Source organism: Blautia hydrogenotrophica DSM 10507 (assembly GCF_034356035.1).
GTDB classification, from domain to species: domain Bacteria; phylum Bacillota; class Clostridia; order Lachnospirales; family Lachnospiraceae; genus Blautia_A; species Blautia_A hydrogenotrophica.
Map to the genome: position 1 here is coordinate 707066 of NZ_CP136423.1, position 17520 is coordinate 724585.

Annotated in this window: 10 protein-coding genes, 3 tRNA genes, 1 rRNA gene and 1 riboswitch; all 14 genes read left to right on the forward strand. The window is 47.8% G+C overall.

Annotated elements, in window-relative coordinates:
* The first annotated feature begins 185 nt into the window (after positions 1-185).
* Positions 186-3070 (forward strand): 23S ribosomal RNA (locus tag BLHYD_RS03430).
* A 110-nt stretch (positions 3071-3180) separates the two neighbouring features.
* Positions 3181-3253, forward strand: a tRNA-Asn gene (locus tag BLHYD_RS03435).
* A gap of 46 nt (positions 3254-3299) precedes the next feature.
* Positions 3300-3371, forward strand: a tRNA-Glu gene (locus BLHYD_RS03440).
* Positions 3372-3404: 33 nt separating this feature from the next.
* Positions 3405-3475: transfer RNA gene (locus tag BLHYD_RS03445), tRNA-Cys, on the forward strand.
* Positions 3476-3876: 401 nt separating this feature from the next.
* A complete protein-coding gene (locus tag BLHYD_RS03450) occupies positions 3877-8628 on the forward strand; it encodes a lectin like domain-containing protein (RefSeq protein ID WP_005949022.1) in 4752 nt (1583 codons plus the stop codon).
* A gap of 73 nt (positions 8629-8701) precedes the next feature.
* Positions 8702-9217, forward strand: a complete 516-nt coding sequence (locus BLHYD_RS03455) for an HD domain-containing protein (RefSeq protein ID WP_021845229.1) — start codon at positions 8702-8704, stop codon at positions 9215-9217.
* Positions 9218-9295: 78 nt separating this feature from the next.
* Positions 9296-9949: a TlpA family protein disulfide reductase gene (locus BLHYD_RS03460; RefSeq protein WP_005949026.1), complete on the forward strand. Its 654-nt coding sequence runs from the start codon at positions 9296-9298 to the stop codon at positions 9947-9949.
* Positions 9946-10092: a CD1871A family CXXC motif-containing protein gene (locus BLHYD_RS03465; RefSeq protein WP_005949028.1), complete on the forward strand. Its 147-nt coding sequence runs from the start codon at positions 9946-9948 to the stop codon at positions 10090-10092. The genes BLHYD_RS03460 and BLHYD_RS03465 overlap by 4 nt, the downstream gene beginning before the upstream one ends.
* Positions 10061-10957, forward strand: a complete 897-nt coding sequence (locus tag BLHYD_RS03470) for a 4Fe-4S binding protein (RefSeq protein WP_040350638.1) — start codon at positions 10061-10063, stop codon at positions 10955-10957. Before BLHYD_RS03465 ends, BLHYD_RS03470 begins: the two co-directional genes overlap by 32 nt.
* Before the next feature lie 852 nt (positions 10958-11809).
* A complete protein-coding gene (locus tag BLHYD_RS03475; protein ID WP_021845227.1) occupies positions 11810-12616 on the forward strand; it encodes a MerR family transcriptional regulator in 807 nt (268 codons plus the stop codon).
* Between the two features lie 120 nt (positions 12617-12736).
* A riboswitch (glycine riboswitch) is annotated at positions 12737-12822 on the forward strand.
* Positions 12823-13140: 318 nt separating this feature from the next.
* The gene (gene gcvT, locus BLHYD_RS03480) at positions 13141-14229 is read left to right on the forward strand and encodes a glycine cleavage system aminomethyltransferase GcvT (protein ID WP_005949226.1); all 1089 of its coding nucleotides are present in this window, start codon (positions 13141-13143) and stop codon (positions 14227-14229) included.
* Between the two features lie 70 nt (positions 14230-14299).
* The gene (gene gcvH / locus BLHYD_RS03485) at positions 14300-14686 is read left to right on the forward strand and encodes a glycine cleavage system protein GcvH (RefSeq protein WP_021845225.1); all 387 of its coding nucleotides are present in this window, start codon (positions 14300-14302) and stop codon (positions 14684-14686) included.
* A 13-nt stretch (positions 14687-14699) separates the two neighbouring features.
* The gene (gene gcvPA, locus BLHYD_RS03490; RefSeq protein ID WP_005949230.1) at positions 14700-16019 is read left to right on the forward strand and encodes an aminomethyl-transferring glycine dehydrogenase subunit GcvPA; all 1320 of its coding nucleotides are present in this window, start codon (positions 14700-14702) and stop codon (positions 16017-16019) included.
* On the forward strand, positions 16016-17464 hold the full coding sequence (gene gcvPB / locus BLHYD_RS03495; protein ID WP_005949232.1) for an aminomethyl-transferring glycine dehydrogenase subunit GcvPB: 1449 nt from the start codon (positions 16016-16018) through the stop codon (positions 17462-17464). Before gcvPA ends, gcvPB begins: the two co-directional genes overlap by 4 nt.
* The last annotated feature ends 56 nt before the right edge of the window (positions 17465-17520 follow it).

Here is a 17520-nt window from a genome sequence, read left to right on the forward strand (position 1 = left end):
ACTGCTGAAACTCGTACCTTGAAAATTGCATACATGAGAAATAAATCCTTGAAAAACGCCGTGTTGCCTGGTAGGGACGCATTCAATGGTGCACTTACTTAGGTAACGCGCAAGATAGGAAGACATCGATGATAAGTTATCATCAAGAGGAAAGAAGGCCAAGCTGTTAACGCTATAACAGCAGATGGTCAAGCAAAAAGAGCGCAGGGCGGATGCCTTGGCACTAAGAGCCGAAGAAGGACGTGATAAGCTGCGAAAAGCCGCGGGGAGGAGCAAATATCCCTTGATCCGCGGATGTCCGAATGGGGAAACCCGGCAGAGAAGACCTCTGTCATCCATACATGAATCCATAGTGTATGGAAGGGAACCCGGGGAACTGAAACATCTAAGTACCCGGAGGAAAAGAAAGAAAACTCGATTCCCAAAGTAGCGGCGAGCGAAATGGGAGGAGCCTAAACCAGTGTGCGTGCACACTGGGGTTACGGACTGCATTTAAGATTCTCTAAGGTTAGAAGAACGGTTTTGGGAAAGCCGGCCAGAGAGGGTGAAAGCCCCGTACACGAAAACCGAAGAGACTGAGCAGGATCCAGAGTACCGCGAGACACGTGGAACCTTGCGGGAAATCAGGGGGACCACCCCCTAAGGCTAAATACTACTTAGTGACCGATAGCGGATAGTACTGTGAAGGAAAGGTGAAAAGAACCCCGGGAGGGGAGTGAAAGAGAACCTGAAACCCTGTGTTTACAAGCTGTGGAACACCCTTATGTGGTGAACCGCGTACTTTTTGTAGAACGGTCCGGCGAGTTACGCTTACTGGCAAGGTTAAGGACTTAAAGGTCTGGAGCCGTAGGGAAACCAAGTCTTAATAGGGCCAAAGTCAGTAAGAGTAGACCCGAAACCGGGTGATCTATCCATGTCCAGGCTGAAGTTGCCGTAAAAGGCAATGGAGGGCCGAACCCACATCCGTTGAAAAGGGTGGGGATGAGGTGTGGATAGGGGAGAAATTCCAATCGAACCCGGAGATAGCTGGTTCTCCTCGAAATAGCTTTAGGGCTAGCCTCGATTTAGATTTGCGGAGGTAGAGCACTGAATTTCCTAGGGGGCGTCAAAGCTTACCGAAGAATATCAAACTCCGAATGCCGTGTAATTGATGATCGGGAGTCAGACTGCACGAGATAAGTTGGGCAGTCAAAAGGGAAAGAGCCCAGACCTCCAGCTAAGGTCCCAAAGTGCGTGTTAAGTGGAAAAGGATGTGGGATTTCGAAGACAACTAGGATGTTGGCTTAGAAGCAGCCATACATTCAAAGAGTGCGTAATAGCTCACTAGTCGAGAGGTCCTGCGCCGAAAATGTCCGGGGCTAAAACACGACACCGAAGCTGAGGAATCGAAAGATTGGTAGAGGAGCATTGCATGTGGGACGAAGCAGTACCGGAAGGAGCTGTGGACTGCATGGAAGAGAGAATGCCGGAATGAGTAGCGAGAATAAGGTGAGAATCCTTATGGCCGAATATCCAAGGTTTCCAGAGTAAAGCTGATCTGCTCTGGGTAAGTCGGGGCCTAAGGCGAGGACGAAAGTCGTAGTCGATGGACAGCAGGTGGAGATTCCTGCACTGCTGTGTAACAGAACTGTGGGGACATATGTGGTGAGTGCGAGCCGGGAATGGGAAGCCCGGTGCAAGCGAGGTACCAGTCACGTAGGCAAATCCGCGTGGCAATGGGAAGACGTGATGCGGAGCGAAAGTTAGTAGCGAAGAGCGTAAGCCATGTGTCAAGAAAAGCCGCTATTGTTTATACAGTACCCGTACCGGAAACCGACACAGGTGGATGAGGAGAGAATCCTAAGGCCGACGGAAGAAGCATTGTCAAGGAACTCGGCAAAATGACCCCGTAACTTCGGGAGAAGGGGTGCCACAGAAGATGTGGCCGCAGAGAATAGGCTCAAGCAACTGTTTAGCAAAAACACAGGTCTATGCAAAACCGAAAGGTGAGGTATATGGGCTGACGCCTGCCCGGTGCTGGAAGGTTAAGAGGAGGAGTCAGGAAACGAAGCTCTGAATTGAAGCCCCAGTAAACGGCGGCCGTAACTATAACGGTCCTAAGGTAGCGAAATTCCTTGTCGGGTAAGTTCCGACCCGCACGAAAGGCGTAATGATTTGAGCGCTGTCTCGACAATGCATCCGGTGAAATTGAAGTACCAGTGAAGATGCTGGTTACCTGCGCCAGGACGGAAAGACCCCATGGAGCTTTACTCCAGCTTGATACTGGGATTCGGTATTGCATGTACAGGATAGGTGGGAGACGAAGAAGTGAGGACGCCAGTTTTCACGGAGTCGGCGTTGGGATACCACCCTTGCGGTATTGGGTTTCTAACCAGCAGCCGTGACCCGGCTGGGGGACAATGTCAGGTGGGGAGTTTGACTGGGGCGGTCGCCTCCGAAAGGGTATCGGAGGCGCTCAAAGGTTCCCTCAGAATGGACGGAAACCATTCGAAGAGTGCAAAGGCAGAAGGGAGCTTGACTGCGACACCGACGGGTGGAGCAGGTACGAAAGTAGGACTTAGTGATCCGGTGGTATTAAGTGGGAATGCCATCGCTCAACGGATAAAAGCTACCCTGGGGATAACAGGCTTATCACTCCCAAGAGTTCACATCGACGGAGTGGTTTGGCACCTCGATGTCGGCTCATCGCATCCTGGGGCTGTAGTAGGTCCCAAGGGTTGGGCTGTTCGCCCATTAAAGCGGTACGCGAGCTGGGTTCAGAACGTCGTGAGACAGTTCGGTCCCTATCCGGCGTGGGCGTAGGATATTTGAGAGGAGCTGTCCTTAGTACGAGAGGACCGGGATGGACTGGCCGCTGGTGTATCTGTTGTTCTACCAAGAGCATGGCAGAGTAGCCAAGCCGGGAAGGGATAAACGCTGAAGGCATCTAAGCGTGAAGCCCCCCTCGAGATGAGATATCCCATTCTTAGGAAGTAAGACCCCTTGAAGACGACGAGGTAGATAGGGCAGAGGTGGAAGTGCGGTAACGTATGGAGCTGACTGCTACTAATCGGTCGAGGGCTTGACCAATAGCCAGGAGAGGAAGAGAAGGCTTCTGGCAGCCAGATTTCCAAGGAATCATGTATGCAGTTTTGAAGGTAGGAGATACGAGAGAAGTAGGGAATACTTTCAAAGGAATGGTCCTCCTTAGCTCAGTCGGTAGAGCATGCGGCTGTTAACCGCAGTGTCGTTGGTTCGAGTCCAACAGGGGGAGGTCTCATGAAGCCGGAGACAGCAATGGCTGCCTGGCAAAATGCTAAGGCTCCATGGTCAAGCGGTTAAGACACCGCCCTTTCACGGCGGTAACAGGGGTTCAAATCCCCTTGGAGTCATTTTTGACAGAAAGATGGAATAGAATAGAATATGGCGACATAGCCAAGTGGTAAGGCACGGGTCTGCAACACCCTTATCGCCGGTTCAAATCCGGCTGTCGCCTTTAGTGGTACCCAGAGAGAATTCTCTGGGTTTTTTATTATATAGGAAACTTCGTTCCCTATGTAATAAAAAGCCCTCCGGGCAGGATGCACACGTCGCAATGAGGAATTTCACCGCAAATTTGAATGTGTAAGCCAATACCGTAACTTTTTCCTACCTGTGAGGAATAAAATCATTAACTGTAACAACAGTGTTGCGGCGGTGCGCAAAGTGGGCCTGCGCCTCTCAAGATTGAGGGGATGGAGGAACTGAAGTGGGCTTGCCCACTTTGTTCTGTTTACGGCGAGTAAGAAACTATATTTAGCCGTTGCTGATTTACTCATTTTGATTTAAGATGAAAGAACACGGAATTGATGGATGTGGTCTTACATAATGAACGAATAAAGTGGGAGAAAGGAAAATATGAAGAAGAAATTATTTTGTTACTTCTTGGCAGCTTCGCTGATTGTAGGTGGTATTGTACCGAGATGCAGTGTCTTTGCTGAGCAAAATGAAGAGAAACCTCCGGAGCTTGAAGAAGTAGAGCAGGAGAATAAAAAACAGGCCGAGTTTGATACGGAGAATACTGTTCAGACAGAAGAGGAAGAAGTGCAGAGCGATACGGGAGATGAGCAGGAAGATTTTTCTGTAAAGTCAAGTGATAAGTTCTCAGTAGAGGCGGCTTTGGACGAAAGAGGAGGTACAAAAGAAAGTACCAATGAAGTGATTATTTATCACACAAACGATATTCATGGTGCATTTTCAGAGGAAGAAGGGGGCAGCGTGGGACTGGCAAAAGCCGCTACCCTGAAAAAAGAGACGGAGAATGCTCTTTTGGTAGATGCTGGGGATTGTACCCAAGGGTTGCCGTTAGTATCTTTGTCTAAGGGAACTTCTGCGATTGAGCTTATGAATACCGCAGGCTATGATTTGATGGCTGCGGGAAATCATGAGTTTGACTATGGTCTCGAACAACTGTTTTCGAATGTCAGCTTGGCAGAGTTTCCAGTTCTCGCAGCAAATGTGTATCGAGATGGAAATCCGCTGTTTTTGGATAAGACAGCCGCAGAAAATAATGGAGAAAATGCGGTCCTCGATGTGGGTGAGAAAAAAATTGGATTTTTTGGCCTTTTGACTGTGGGAACTCAGACTTCTACGAATCCGGATGCTGTCAGTCAGCTGGAATTCAGAGATGAAGTGGAGACTGCGAAGGCGCAGATCGACGCTTTGGAAGAACAGGATGTAGATGCTATTGTCGCAGTTTGTCATATGGGAGACGAACCGGTTGTGGATTGTACTAGCGATATGTTAGCAAATGCTCTGACTGGGGAATACCAAGGAAAGCTAGATCTGATTATAGATGGGCATAGTCATACCAAAGAAAATACAGTGGAAAATGAAGTGCTGATTGTACAGACTGGCAGTGGTATGACAGAGCTTGGAAAGGTGACTTTGAGTTTTGAGGAGGACGGAGAAGTCCAGGCAGTGGAAGAGCCACTGTATGAGGAAGATTTATCAGAGATTGAGCCGGATGCCCAGGTACTGAGAAAAATTCAGGAGATTCAAGAAGGGCAGGAGCCGGTGTTGGCTCAGAAGGTGTCTGACACAGACACTTCCCTGTGGGGAGGCTGGGTGAACGATCTTGCAGAGGCACGGATGTATGAGACAAATCTGGGAGATTTATCGGCAGATGCCTATGCCTGGGCGGCAGAGACCTATCTGGCAAAGCAGGGAAAAGAGACGAAATATATCTTTGGGGTGATCAATGGTGGAGGAGTCCGCGAGAGTATTCCGGCAGGAGAGATTACCGTGGGAAATCTGGTGACAGTTTTTCCTTTTTCGAACACTTTGATGGTAAAAAAGATTACTCCGGCAATTCTCTATCAGGTTATGGAGAATTCAGTGTCTTATCAGACTGGACAGGAACAGGGTACAGGAACACTATTGGGAGGCGCTTCAGGCGGTTATTTGCAGATTTCAGGATTTCAGGTAAGTTACAATCCTTCTGCGGGAGCAGGTGAGAAAGTGACTTCTATTCAAGTGCCGGATGAGACAGGAAATGATACGGTGACTTTGTCCAAGGACGATACTCAGACAGAAATCATGTTGGTATCTAATAACTTTATTATGACCGGAGGGAATGAATATACGATGCTGGGAGAACTGCCGTTGGAGGCAGAGATTGGCGGTGAATTAGAAGCTGTGGAGAGCTATCTGACGGAAGTGTTTGATCAGGGAGTGATCGGGGCTTACCCAGTGCAGGGAGGACGTATTCAGATTGAAGAAGACGCTTCCCCAGAGGAATATCAGGCTCACATTCGTGTTACGGATACACAGGGGAATCTAATTCCGAATCAGGAGATGTCTTATTATATAGACAGTGATAGAGGGCACAACGGTACGACCGATGAAAATGGTCTGCTGACTGTCACGTTGCCGCGGGGACCGCATGCAGTAAAGCTGGCTAAAGACCAGGCTGAAGTCTATCTGAATAATTATTCTGGAAACGGGCTTCAGGCAGAGAGCTCAGCGCTGCCGAATTTGATTTATAAAGACGATGGAAGCTGTGCTCCTCTGGAAAGTTATAAGATTACGTATGTGTTAAACGGTGGTGTTAATCACAAAGGGAATCCTGAGAGCTTCCGGGAAAATGATGATACAATTGTGTTAAAAGAGCCTTCACGAAAGGGATATCAGTTCCAAGGATGGTATTTGGATAAGAAATTTAAAAGTCCATGTGATGAGATTGCATCGGGAACAAAAGAGGATATCACTGTTTATGCCAAGTGGAGAAAGGATAACCTGGAACCAAATGATTCTTGGAAGACGGCAGTAAAGCTGAGAGTTCCATCTAAGACAGAGAGCTACATCTCGGATTCTGAGGATGTGGATTACTATCGGTTTACGTTGCGTGAGGAGGAAAAAATTTCGATCCGCTTGACACAGCCAAATGATAAGGACATGTGTTGTGATATTGCCTTGTATAATGGAGATTACGATGTAATCAAAAAATCTCAGATGAATTTAGATCAATCCATTGTCCAAAATTTGAAAAAAGGCACTTACTACATTACGGTATCCTCTCTGAACGGTGGATTTTCGAGTCAACCTTATGTGCTTCGGTTAAGTAAAATCGCAAATACAGGCTTGGATTTTTCAGAACAAAATTTGTTGACACAGTCCCTGCATCCGGATTCGGCTGTAGCGTTTGACCTGGGAGGGGGACTGAACAGTGGAGGGCACCTTATGATGTCGACGGCATATTTTTCTCGTTGGGGTGGCCCGTTGACAGAGGAACAGAATCCATATCCTGAGTATTCGCTGGTAGAAACGCAAGAGGGAGGATACCAATTCCAGCCGTCGGAAGATGAGGTTGAGATTTTGATAGATCAGACGCCGGTTTACCATCTCCAGGATGCTATCTGGTTGCCTCAGAGGGAGGATGCTCTGGACAATGATTACGTGAAATCTGCAATATATACGTATGGTGGTGTAGATGCCTACTATCTGGAGGCGTATGAATTCAGAAATGAAAGAGAGGCTGCCATCTATGTGCCAGAGCTTACGGATGAGGAATTGGGACAGTATAGTGCAGGGGGGCACTGTATTACCTTAGTGGGTTGGGATGACAATTATCCAAAGGAGAATTTCACACCGGCGACTCCGCCCGGGGACGGCGCTTTTATTTTTAAGAACAGCTGGGGAGAAGAGGCAGGAGAAAACGGATACTATTATCTGTCCTATTATTCCCACAATCTTCTGGCAAATCCAGGGGCAGTATACTTTATGGAAGAAGGCGCTGACAATTACAATACGATCTATCAGTATGATACTTTTGGTGTGGTAAACACAATCCAGTCAGAGCAGCCGTTATATATGGCCAATGCGTTTACGGCGAATGGGAAGGAGAATTTAAGGGCGGTATCCTTTTCTACAATGACAGAGAATTTGGATTATGAAATTTATGTGGAATTGGGTAAAGAACGTCAAAGGGTGGCGAGCGGAAGCACTAGGTACGCGGGATATAAGACAGTACGTCTTCAAAATGAGATCGCGTTGAAGCAGGGGCAGGAATTTTCTATCATAATAAAATTCAGCAAGGAGTCTGGTTTCTTTGAAATTCCTATAGAGTATCCAGTGGAGGGATATAGCGCAAAGGCGGAGAGTAAAGAAGGCATAAGTTGGATTTCTGAGGACGGAGAGAATTGGGAGGATTTGTACTCGTTTAAAGCAAATCCGTGTATCAAAGCATTTACCTACAATGAAGAGCTAGATGGTACTTTGGCGGAAGGGGTGGACTCGTCTATAAATATCAATATAAACGGCGACTCTGTCAGCGACTGTCCAAGACAGATCGGCGGCTTTTCTCTGGGAGAACGAGGAGAAACGGAATCAAAAAGTCAAAGGATGACAGAAGATGGAAGAGCTCTGGGCGCTAAGATCGTGGAGCATCAGACGGAGGTTGCCAGCGAAGAGGCACCGATTACGGAATTACCGGAGCAGTTTGATTTAAGACAGATCGGTGCAGTGACTCCTATAAGGAACCAGTATGATATGGGTTCTTGTTGGACTTTCGCGGCAATGGGCTCTGCGGAAAGTGTACTAATGAGAAATGAAAATGCTTGTTATACTTATCCGATGGACGTTCAGATTCAAGGGGAGGACACGATTTTACTTACAGATGAAAATTCCACGGTAACCTATGAGGCTTTGGCAGAACTATCCACCGACATTGCCGCGACAGATGTCATCACCTGGGAATTATCTGGCGATCTGGACAGTGTGGAACAAGGAGAGGTACCTCTAAGAAGCGCAAGCGGACAACAGATCAGCCTTTTTACCGCGAAAAAAGCAGGAATGATTACCTTGACTGCGGTCAGTGCGGCGGACCAAAACAGGACAGATACAATTATGGTTAAAATTCAGGATGAGCGGACAAAAGTCACTCCGACAGCAAAACCGGAAATAAGTTCTTCTGCGATTCCCACACAGAAGCCTGGCGTCACGGGGACAGTGACAAATAATTCCAATGATGTGAACACAACGAAAGCTGACAAAGCAGACGGAGCAAAGACTGCTGACGAGACTCCTATAGGACAGTGGTCGGCGCTGACGATACTTTCTGTAATGGCTGCTGTAGTGGTTCTATTTAGGCGCAAAAAGTCGGAAAAATAGTACTTGAATTTTGCAAGGACGGAGTATATACTGGATGCAGATAGCGACTTTTACAAGTAGGAGATGCACAGAAATGGGAGATGTAGAATTGAGATTTTATGAAATTTTGATTCGTGAAGAGATCGAAAATTTGTGTGAAAATGGAAGATTTCTCCAGATGGCTTCTTATATCCAGCATGGAGATATCAGTGTCTTTGAACACAGTGTGGGAGTGGCGTATATGAGTGTCTTCATTGCGAGATCTTTACATGTGAAGCTTCACCATATGGTGTTGATACGCGGGGCCTTGCTTCATGACTATTTTCTCTATGACTGGCATGAAAAGGATAGGAGACATTGTCTGCATGGGCTGAGGCACCCTAGATTGGCAATGCGCAATGCGTGTGAGGACTATGAGTTGACAAAGAGGGAGAAAAATATTATACTCCGTCATATGTTTCCGCTGACAGTCGTTCCGCCTACATGCAGGGAGGCATGGATTGTATGTCTGGCAGATAAGATCTGTGCTGTATTGGAAACACTGCACTTGTCAAAACGAAGGTACAGAGAATATTTTCCAATGGCGTTGAGAGAGTCATATATGAGGTAAAGAGTAGATTCCCTTCTGGGGAGACAAAAAAAAGAAAAATTGTCTGCCCAGAAGGGGATTTTTGTTTGGAGGTAAAATATGAAGAAAAAAATTTTGTGTTTGTTGTGTATGGTACTGATCGCGATGGGAGGCTGTGGAGGCTCTGCTGCACAGCAGGAAGAGAAGGAATTATCTAAGAGTGTTCCCAACGAGGAGATTACTGAGGAAAGTGTAGAGGAAACGAATACGGATGACGCTGGGCGGGCGACAATTCAAATGGGAGAGTTTGAGGCTGAGACACTGAGCAAAGAGGCAGCGACGCAGGAGATTTTCGAAAAGTCCCAGCTCACGATGCTGAATATCTGGGCGACGTTCTGCGGTCCTTGTATTCAGGAAATGGAGGGCTTGGGAGAGCTGAATAGGGAATATGATTCCCAGAAGTTTCAGATCGTTGGATTGATTTCCGATGTGTACAGCCAGGAGCAGAGTGAGGAAATTCAGAAGGTGATCGAAGAAAACATGGAGACTGCGAGAGTCATCATAGATGCCACAAAGGCGGATTATACCCACCTACTTTTGAATCAGCCTTTGTGGGAAAAATTGGGCGGATATATGCAGTATGTTCCCACGACGATCTTTTTGGACAGTGAGGGCAGACAGGTAGGTGAGATTTACAGCAGCGCTCACAGCAAGGAAGAGTGGAAAGAAATCATAGACGGCGTTTTGAGTGAGATGGAGGCAGAAGAGGAATGAAGGAAAAGACCAGAATTTATCTGCGGTGGGGAGTGGCCGGGCTCGCTTTACTGTTCATGGGAATCGGAGCAGTCAGAGGCGAGCTGCTGATCGTTTGGATGAAGGCCATCAATGTCTGTCTGGAGTGCATTGGAATTGGGTAAGCTGAGAACTTGGATTCAAATTGGATTTACAGCGCTGACGAATGGGTATGCAGCAGGATTTCTCAAAGGGAAGATCTACACAGGAGATTTTAAGAAGTATTGTGTGCCTGGATTAAATTGCTATTCGTGTCCAGGAGCCTTGGGCTCCTGCCCCATCGGTTCCCTTCAGGCTGTAATTGGCAGCAGAAATATGAATTTTTCCTTTTATGTGGTTGGCTTTTTGATGCTGACTGGGGCTGTGTTCGGACGGTTTGTGTGTGGCTGGCTTTGTCCTTTTGGCTTAATACAGGATTTACTCTATAAAATTCCCTTTGTGAGAAAATGGAAAAGACTGCCCGGGGAGAGAGGGCTGCGGCTGCTCCGGTATGCGATACTGATTGGTTTTGTCGTTTTACTGCCGATGTTTGCCGTGGACATCATTGGGCAGGGAAGTCCGTGGTTCTGTAAATATATCTGCCCTAGCGGTACCTTGACGGCTGGAATACCTCTGGGAGCCACGAACCCGCAGCTCCGGGCGGCGATGGGCGGACTGTTTTTGGGGAAGTTTGCCTTACTGATATTTTTGATTCTGTTGTCAGTGGCAGTCTATCGGCCGTTTTGCAGATATCTGTGTCCTCTGGGAGCAGTCTATGGGCTTTTTCATCCAATTTCCTTCTATCGCTATCAGGTGAACGAGGAGCTATGTACGAATTGCGGAAGGTGTCGGGAAGTATGTAAGATGGATATCGAGGTCTGGAAGAACCCCAATAGTCTGGATTGCGTGCGGTGCGGTGATTGTCTGAAAAGCTGCCCTCATCAGGCGTTGAAAAGAAAGGCGTTTTTTCGAAGCCAGCTTCAGCGGGTTCAGACAGAAAAGGAAGTTTGACGCATATTTATCAGTGGGGAAGACTCCCGCCTCTATAGGCGGTGAGCAAGAAATTGGTATCAGCGGCAGGTGTCAATCCCCTATCTGATAAACGCTCCACGAGGATACGCAGGAATTCGGAGATGAATAATGTCGGCAAATGCCGACCCGAATCCCGTGCCAAGGCTCGCAAGCGAGTCTTGAACTGGTTATGTCCACGAAAGGAAAACAGAATTGTGGGTATTCCTAAAGATCAGAGAATATTGTCTAAAAATTTGATGATTTTATCAATGGACGGAGTTTTTTCTATTGGATATAATAATAGGTATCAGAGGCCAGGGAATGACGGAATAGACAGACAGCCGGATGTGACCCCAATAGCATGTACATCGTCTTTTTACGGTGTAATTAGACTAGTTTGATATCCGATAGAGCCTCTGCCCAAAGTCCAGATCTTGTGTCTGGGCTTTTTATTTATTAGGAAAATTCGTTGGATTTCCTAGTAAATAAAAAGTCTTCCGGGCAGGATGCACACGCCGCAATAAAGTAGTTCACCGTAAAGCGATGTTGCGGCGACGCGCAAAGTGAGCTGCATCCTTCAAGGATTGAGAGGATGGGGGAGTACAGTGGGTTTGCTCACTTTATATCTGCCATAGGAAAGACCTTGTCACGTTAATGCGTGAGCCTCCTTTCCTATAACAAAAACGCTCCGCATGGATCGCACTGTGGCGGAGTGGAAGATAGCGCTTTGCGCCCACCGCAGGCGGAGAATCCTGCTTGCAGGATTCTTTTTTATTGGTACTTGACTTTCCTCTAAGGGGAGGCATTATACTGAATACAGATTCGAATCAAGTTCAGCCAGGAGGTAGTGAGATGTTGACTGTGGGACAATTCTCTAAAATTTGTCAGGTGAGTACAAAGACTCTGCATCACTATGATAAGATTGGCCTTGTGAAGCCGGAACAGACAGACAAGTTTACTGGTTATCGGTATTATTCGGAGGAACAGCTACCGTTGATGCTGCTGATTCAGAGGTTGAAGAGGTATGGATTCACGCTGACAGAGATTAAAAATTTTCTGGGCTGTGAAGATAAGGACGTTCTTTATCAGAAACTGAAAGATAAGAAGCTGGAACTAGAGAGACAGTGCACAGAGGGATTGAAGACTGTCGAGGAGATGGGCCGGCATCTGCAAAATTTTGAAAGGACGAGCAATATTATGGGATATCAGGATACCTATGAGGTGGAAAAAATATGGACGGAGGATCTGATGATTATCAGCAGCAGGCAGGAGATGTCTGTAGAGGATTTTGGGAAGTATTTCGAAAAGGTTTTTATGGAAATTGTAAAGAAGCAAGCGACTGCGGCCGGGAGAGTCTTGGCAATCTATCACGATGAGGAATTTCACCATGAGAAGACCGATATTGAAGTGGCAGCGGAAATTCGGGAGCCGGAGAAAGCCACCAGAATACTGCGGGGAGGTCTGTGTGCGTCCACTGTTCATCGAGGAGCGTACTCTGGATTATCTGATGCATACGGAGCTTTGGTCAGGTGGGTGAGTCAGAACGGCTATCAGCTGGATGGATGCCCTTATGAAATCTATCGGAAAAATGGATTTGACGGGCTGCCTGTGCAGGATTGGGAGACTCAGGTAATATTCCCCATCAAAGAGAGCCTCTGACACGGAAAAAGGAGTTTGTAGCTAGGAGATATTTTTTGTGCAGAAGGACCAAAGCTGAGCACTGCGATTTGTGCTATACTCGAAAACAGATAAAGTGTTTAATTGGATATCTGTATTCGGAAGAAGAATTCGGGAGAGACCGTCTAAAAAGACGGCGCCGAAGGGGAAAGGTGGAAACTCTCAGGCAAAAAGACCGGGTTTGGACGAGACTCTGGAGAGCGCAAGCACCGAAGGGGGAGAGGGGAAAAGCAGAACAAGCGAGAAACCTTCTGTAAAATCTTTCAGGTAACAGGACAGAGACATTATTGAGAGCGTATGGAAAACATGCGACTTTTGATAATGTCTTTTTTGATAGGAAAGACCTTGTCATGCTAATGCGTGAAAGTCCTTTCCTATTACATAAACGCTCCGTGTAGATCGCACTGCGGCGGAGTGGAGGATGGCGCTTTGTGCCCCGCCGCAGGCGGAGAATCCTGCAAGCAGGATTCTTTTTTATGTTATAGGCAAGATGGAAGGAGGATTTTATGGAAAAGAAGACGCCGCTTTATGAAGCACATCTGGAGGCAAAAGGGAAAATCGTACCTTTTGCAGGGTATCTACTGCCGGTCCAGTATGAGGGAGTGATTGCAGAGCACATGGCAGTGAGAGAAAACTGCGGGCTGTTTGATGTGTCTCATATGGGAGAGGTGATCTGCGAGGGTGAAGATGCCTTGGCAAATTTGAACAATCTGTTAACCAATGAATTTAAAGATCTGTGTGATGGACAGGCGCGGTACAGCCCTATGTGTACTGAGGAAGGAGGGGTGGTGGATGACCTGATTGTCTATAAAATCCACCCCTGCCGCTATCTGATTGTGGTAAACGCGGCCAATAGAGAAAAAGATTTTGCGTGGATGCAGTCGCACGCTTTTGGAAGGGTGAGCTTTGAGGATATCTCGGAGCGGGTGGCTCAGATCGCTCTTCAAGGGCCAAAGTCAGGCAATGTACTGAGAAAATTGGTCAAGGCGGAAGATCTGCCAAAGAAGTACTATACAGCAAAGTTTGACTGCAGGATACAAGGGATTTCTTGTGTGATCTCAAAGACTGGCTATACCGGAGAGGACGGATATGAATTTTACCTGGATGCGAAAGATGCAAAGAGGCTGTGGAAACTTTTGCTGGAGGCAGGACGGGAAGAAGGTATCATACCATGCGGCCTGGGAGCCAGGGATACTCTGCGTCTGGAAGCTGCTATGCCGCTGTACGGACATGAGATGGATGAGGAGGTTACCCCTTTTGAGGCTGGACTTGGCACATTTGTAAAGATGCAGAAGGCGGATTTCATCGGGAAACGTGCTTTGGAAGAGAAAAAGGACCACGCTCGCCGCCGTGTGGGATTGAAGGTGATCGGAAAAGGCATTGTCCGGGAAAATATGGAACTGTATGTTGAAGAACATAAAGTGGGGATTACCACCTCAGGGACTCATTGTCCCTATCTGGGTTATCCTGTGGCTATGGCTCTGGTGTCTGAGGAGTATCAAAGACCTGGGACACAGTTAGAGGCTATGGTGCGTGGCAGACGTGTTCAGACGGAGGTGGTAAAACTGCCGTTTTATCGGAGAAGTGAAAATTAATGGGAAAGTCTTGGAAAGACAGAACAAGAGGAAAGAAGAAAGGAGAGGCAGACTGCTGCCGGAAAAAGCTATGAAGTGTCCAAAGGAATTAAAGTATGTGAAATCCCATGAATGGGTGAGAGAAGAAGGAGATACCGTAAAGATTGGAATCACAGATTTTGCTCAGGAATCATTGGGAGACTTGGTGTTTATCAATCTACCGGAGGAAGGAGACGAGGTCCAGACGGGGGAAGTTTTTGCGGATGTGGAGTCTGTGAAGGCGGTGTCAGATGTATATTCTCCTGTCAGCGGAGTGGTTGTGAAGGTCAATGGGGAATTGGCAGATCATCCGGAGCTGGTGAACCAGGATCCCTATGGTACGTGGATGATAGAGGTATCAGAAGTGCAGGAACACGAGGAGTTTATGGACAGTGAGACCTACGAAGCCTATTTAGAGACAGACGAGGCAAAAGCATAGAGGAGGGAAGTGTATGGGAACCTATGTGGTTTCTGCAAAGTCTGAACAACAGGCGATGGCAGAGGAAATTGGACTGACGAAAGCTCAGGAGGTGTTTTCTCAGATTCCTGAGGAAGTCCGGTATCAGGGAACCTGGAAATATTCGAAGGGCCTTAGTGAGATGGAGACATCGGCCCATTTAAGAGAGCTGGCTGGGAAGAATCAGATTTTTCCACACATTTTTCGGGGAGCGGGAGCATACTCCCATTATATTCCGGCTATTGTGGACAGCGTGGTGAAAAAAGAGACGTTTGTGACTTCCTACACGCCCTATCAGGCAGAGATCAGCCAGGGAATTTTGCAGTCCATTTTTGAGTATCAGACGATGATCTGTGAGCTCACGGGTATGGAAGTGTCCAACGCGTCTGTGTATGACGGAGCGACTGCGGCTGCTGAGGCGATTGCCATGTGTCAGGAGAGGAAAAGAAAAAGGGTTTTAGTCAGTGCTGCGGCAGATCCCAAGGTGATTCAGGTGGTGGAGACCTATGGATATGGAAATGGAATGAAGGTGGAACTGATTCCAGAGCAGGAGGGACGGACCGATCTGGAAGAACTGAGAAAAAGATTGGGGGATGATGTGGCCTGTGTCTATGTGCAGAATCCCAATTATTATGGACTTCTGGAAGAGTGCGGCGAGATTGGAAGGCTGACAAAAGACAAGGGAGCCAAGTATATTCTAGGGTGCAACCCCATTGCGCTTGGCTGGCTGAAGGCTCCGGTAGAGTATGGGGCAGATATCGCGGTTGGTGAGGGGCAGCCTCTAGGAATTCCGCTGAGCTTTGGCGGCCCATATCTCGGTTTTATGGCTACGACGGGGAAACTGATGCGGAAGCTGCCGGGAAGAATTGTTGGAGAGACCACGGATGCTCAGGGGAGAAGAGCTTTTGTGCTGACACTTCAGGCCCGGGAACAGCATATAAGAAGAGAAAAGGCCAGCAGCAATATCTGCTCGAATCAAGCGCTCTGTGCTTTGCATGCAGCGGTATATCTGTCTGTGATGGGGGCGAGGGGAATTGAGTTGGCGGCGAGACATTGTGCTGCCAATGCCCATTACCTGTGCGGGCGGTTGGAAGAACTGGGATTCAGAAGAAAATATCCAGGAACCTTTTTTCATGAATTTGTCACAGTATCACCTGTGGAGACAGGGACAGTGATGAAGAAATTGGAAGAAAAAGGCTATCTGGGAGGATTGCCATTGTCTGATCGGGAAATTTTGTGGTGTGCTACGGAGAAGAATACGAAAGAGGAGATGGACCAGCTGACAGAGATTTTAAGGGAGGTGTGCCTGAGATGAAACTGATTTTTGAAAAGAGTGTCGAAGGACGGGGAGCCGATATTTTGCCGCAGGAAACGATCTGCCAGGTGAATTTCGATGGGCAGGTACGCTCCTGTGCTCCGAAGCTTCCACAGGTGTCTGAGCAGCAGGTGAGCCGCCATTACTCAGAGCTGTCAAAAAGAGCATATGGGGTGAATGACGGGTTCTATCCGCTAGGTTCCTGTACAATGAAATACAATCCCAAAGTAAATGAAGCTTTGGCAGCACTGCCCAGGTTTACACAGATACATCCATTGCAGCCTGCGCACACAGCACAGGGATGTCTGGAAGTGTTTGAATTGGCTGAGAAGAGACTGTGTGAACTGACTGGAATGGATGCCATGACCTTTCAGCCGGCAGCCGGAGCTCACGGAGAATTTACTGGACTACTCTTAATCAAAGCTTACCATGAAAGTAAGGGGGACTTTAGAAGAACGAAGATACTCGTGCCGGATTCTGCCCATGGGACCAATCCGGCCAGCGCAGTGATGGCAGGCTTTCAGACGGTGAATATTCCCTCTGACTCAGAGGGGTGTGTGGATTTGGAAAAGTTGAGGGAGGCTGTTGGTGAGGATACGGCTGGGCTGATGCTGACAAATCCGAATACCATGGGCATTTTTGACAAAAATATCCTACAAATCACAGAAATTGTGAAAAAGGCGGGAGGTTTGAATTACTATGATGGGGCAAATCTGAATGCAATCATGGGCTGGACCCGGCCAGGAGATATGGGATTTGATGTGGTCCATCTGAATCTACATAAGACCTTTTCTACTCCGCACGGGGGCGGGGGACCTGGCAGCGGGCCTGTGGGCTGCAAAGAATATCTATCTCAATTTCTGCCAGGCATGAAAAACGCAGCGGGTTGTCTTGCGGGAGGCAGTCAAAGTGTCGGTTCTGTGAAAACGTTTTATGGTAATTTTTTGGTGGTCGTGAAGGCTTTGGCATATCTGATGTCTTTAGGGGCGGATGGGATCAAAGAATCGTCTCTGAATGCCGTGTTAAACGCGAATTATCTAAAGAAAAAATTGGAAGCTTGCTACCCGATGGCTGTGGGTGGACTCTGTATGCATGAGTTTGTGATGGATTTGTCTGCTATGAAAGAAAAAATGGGAATCAGCGCAATGGATGTGGCAAAGGCGTTGCTGGATGCCGGGATTCATCCGCCCACGATGTATTTCCCGCTGATCGTCCACGAGGCGCTTATGGTGGAGCCCACAGAGACAGAGGGAAAAGAGACGTTGGATGAGGCGGCAGAGGCTTTTCGAGAAATTTTTGAAAAAGCGAAAACAGCCCCGGAAATGGTGCGGGAGGCGCCTGCGTCTGCGGTTGTGGGTAGGCCCGACGAAGTGAGAGCGGCCCGAACCCCCATTCTACGGTACAAAATGGCGGGAGCAGCAGAGCTGAGCGGTACAGAAAAATAGGATACGGTACCGCTGTGAAAAGGAGTAGATCTTAGAGCATAGGGGCTGCCAGACAG

Excerpts from the sequence above, each read along its gene's own strand:
- gcvT (WP_005949226.1), top strand. The coding sequence starts at position 13,141 with ATGGAAAAGAAGACGCCGCTTTATGAAGCACATCTGGAGGCAAAAGGG.
- BLHYD_RS03455 (WP_021845229.1), top strand. The coding sequence starts at position 8,702 with ATGGGAGATGTAGAATTGAGATTTTATGAAATTTTGATTCGTGAAGAG.
- BLHYD_RS03460 (WP_005949026.1), top strand. The coding sequence starts at position 9,296 with ATGAAGAAAAAAATTTTGTGTTTGTTGTGTATGGTACTGATCGCGATG.
- gcvPA (WP_005949230.1), top strand. The coding sequence starts at position 14,700 with ATGGGAACCTATGTGGTTTCTGCAAAGTCTGAACAACAGGCGATGGCA.
- BLHYD_RS03475 (WP_021845227.1), top strand. The coding sequence starts at position 11,810 with ATGTTGACTGTGGGACAATTCTCTAAAATTTGTCAGGTGAGTACAAAG.
- gcvPB (WP_005949232.1), top strand. The coding sequence starts at position 16,016 with ATGAAACTGATTTTTGAAAAGAGTGTCGAAGGACGGGGAGCCGATATT.
- BLHYD_RS03470 (WP_040350638.1), top strand. The coding sequence starts at position 10,061 with ATGTCTGTCTGGAGTGCATTGGAATTGGGTAAGCTGAGAACTTGGATT.
- BLHYD_RS03465 (WP_005949028.1), top strand. The coding sequence starts at position 9,946 with ATGAAGGAAAAGACCAGAATTTATCTGCGGTGGGGAGTGGCCGGGCTC.
- gcvH (WP_021845225.1), top strand. The coding sequence starts at position 14,300 with ATGAAGTGTCCAAAGGAATTAAAGTATGTGAAATCCCATGAATGGGTG.
- BLHYD_RS03450 (WP_005949022.1), top strand. The coding sequence starts at position 3,877 with ATGAAGAAGAAATTATTTTGTTACTTCTTGGCAGCTTCGCTGATTGTA.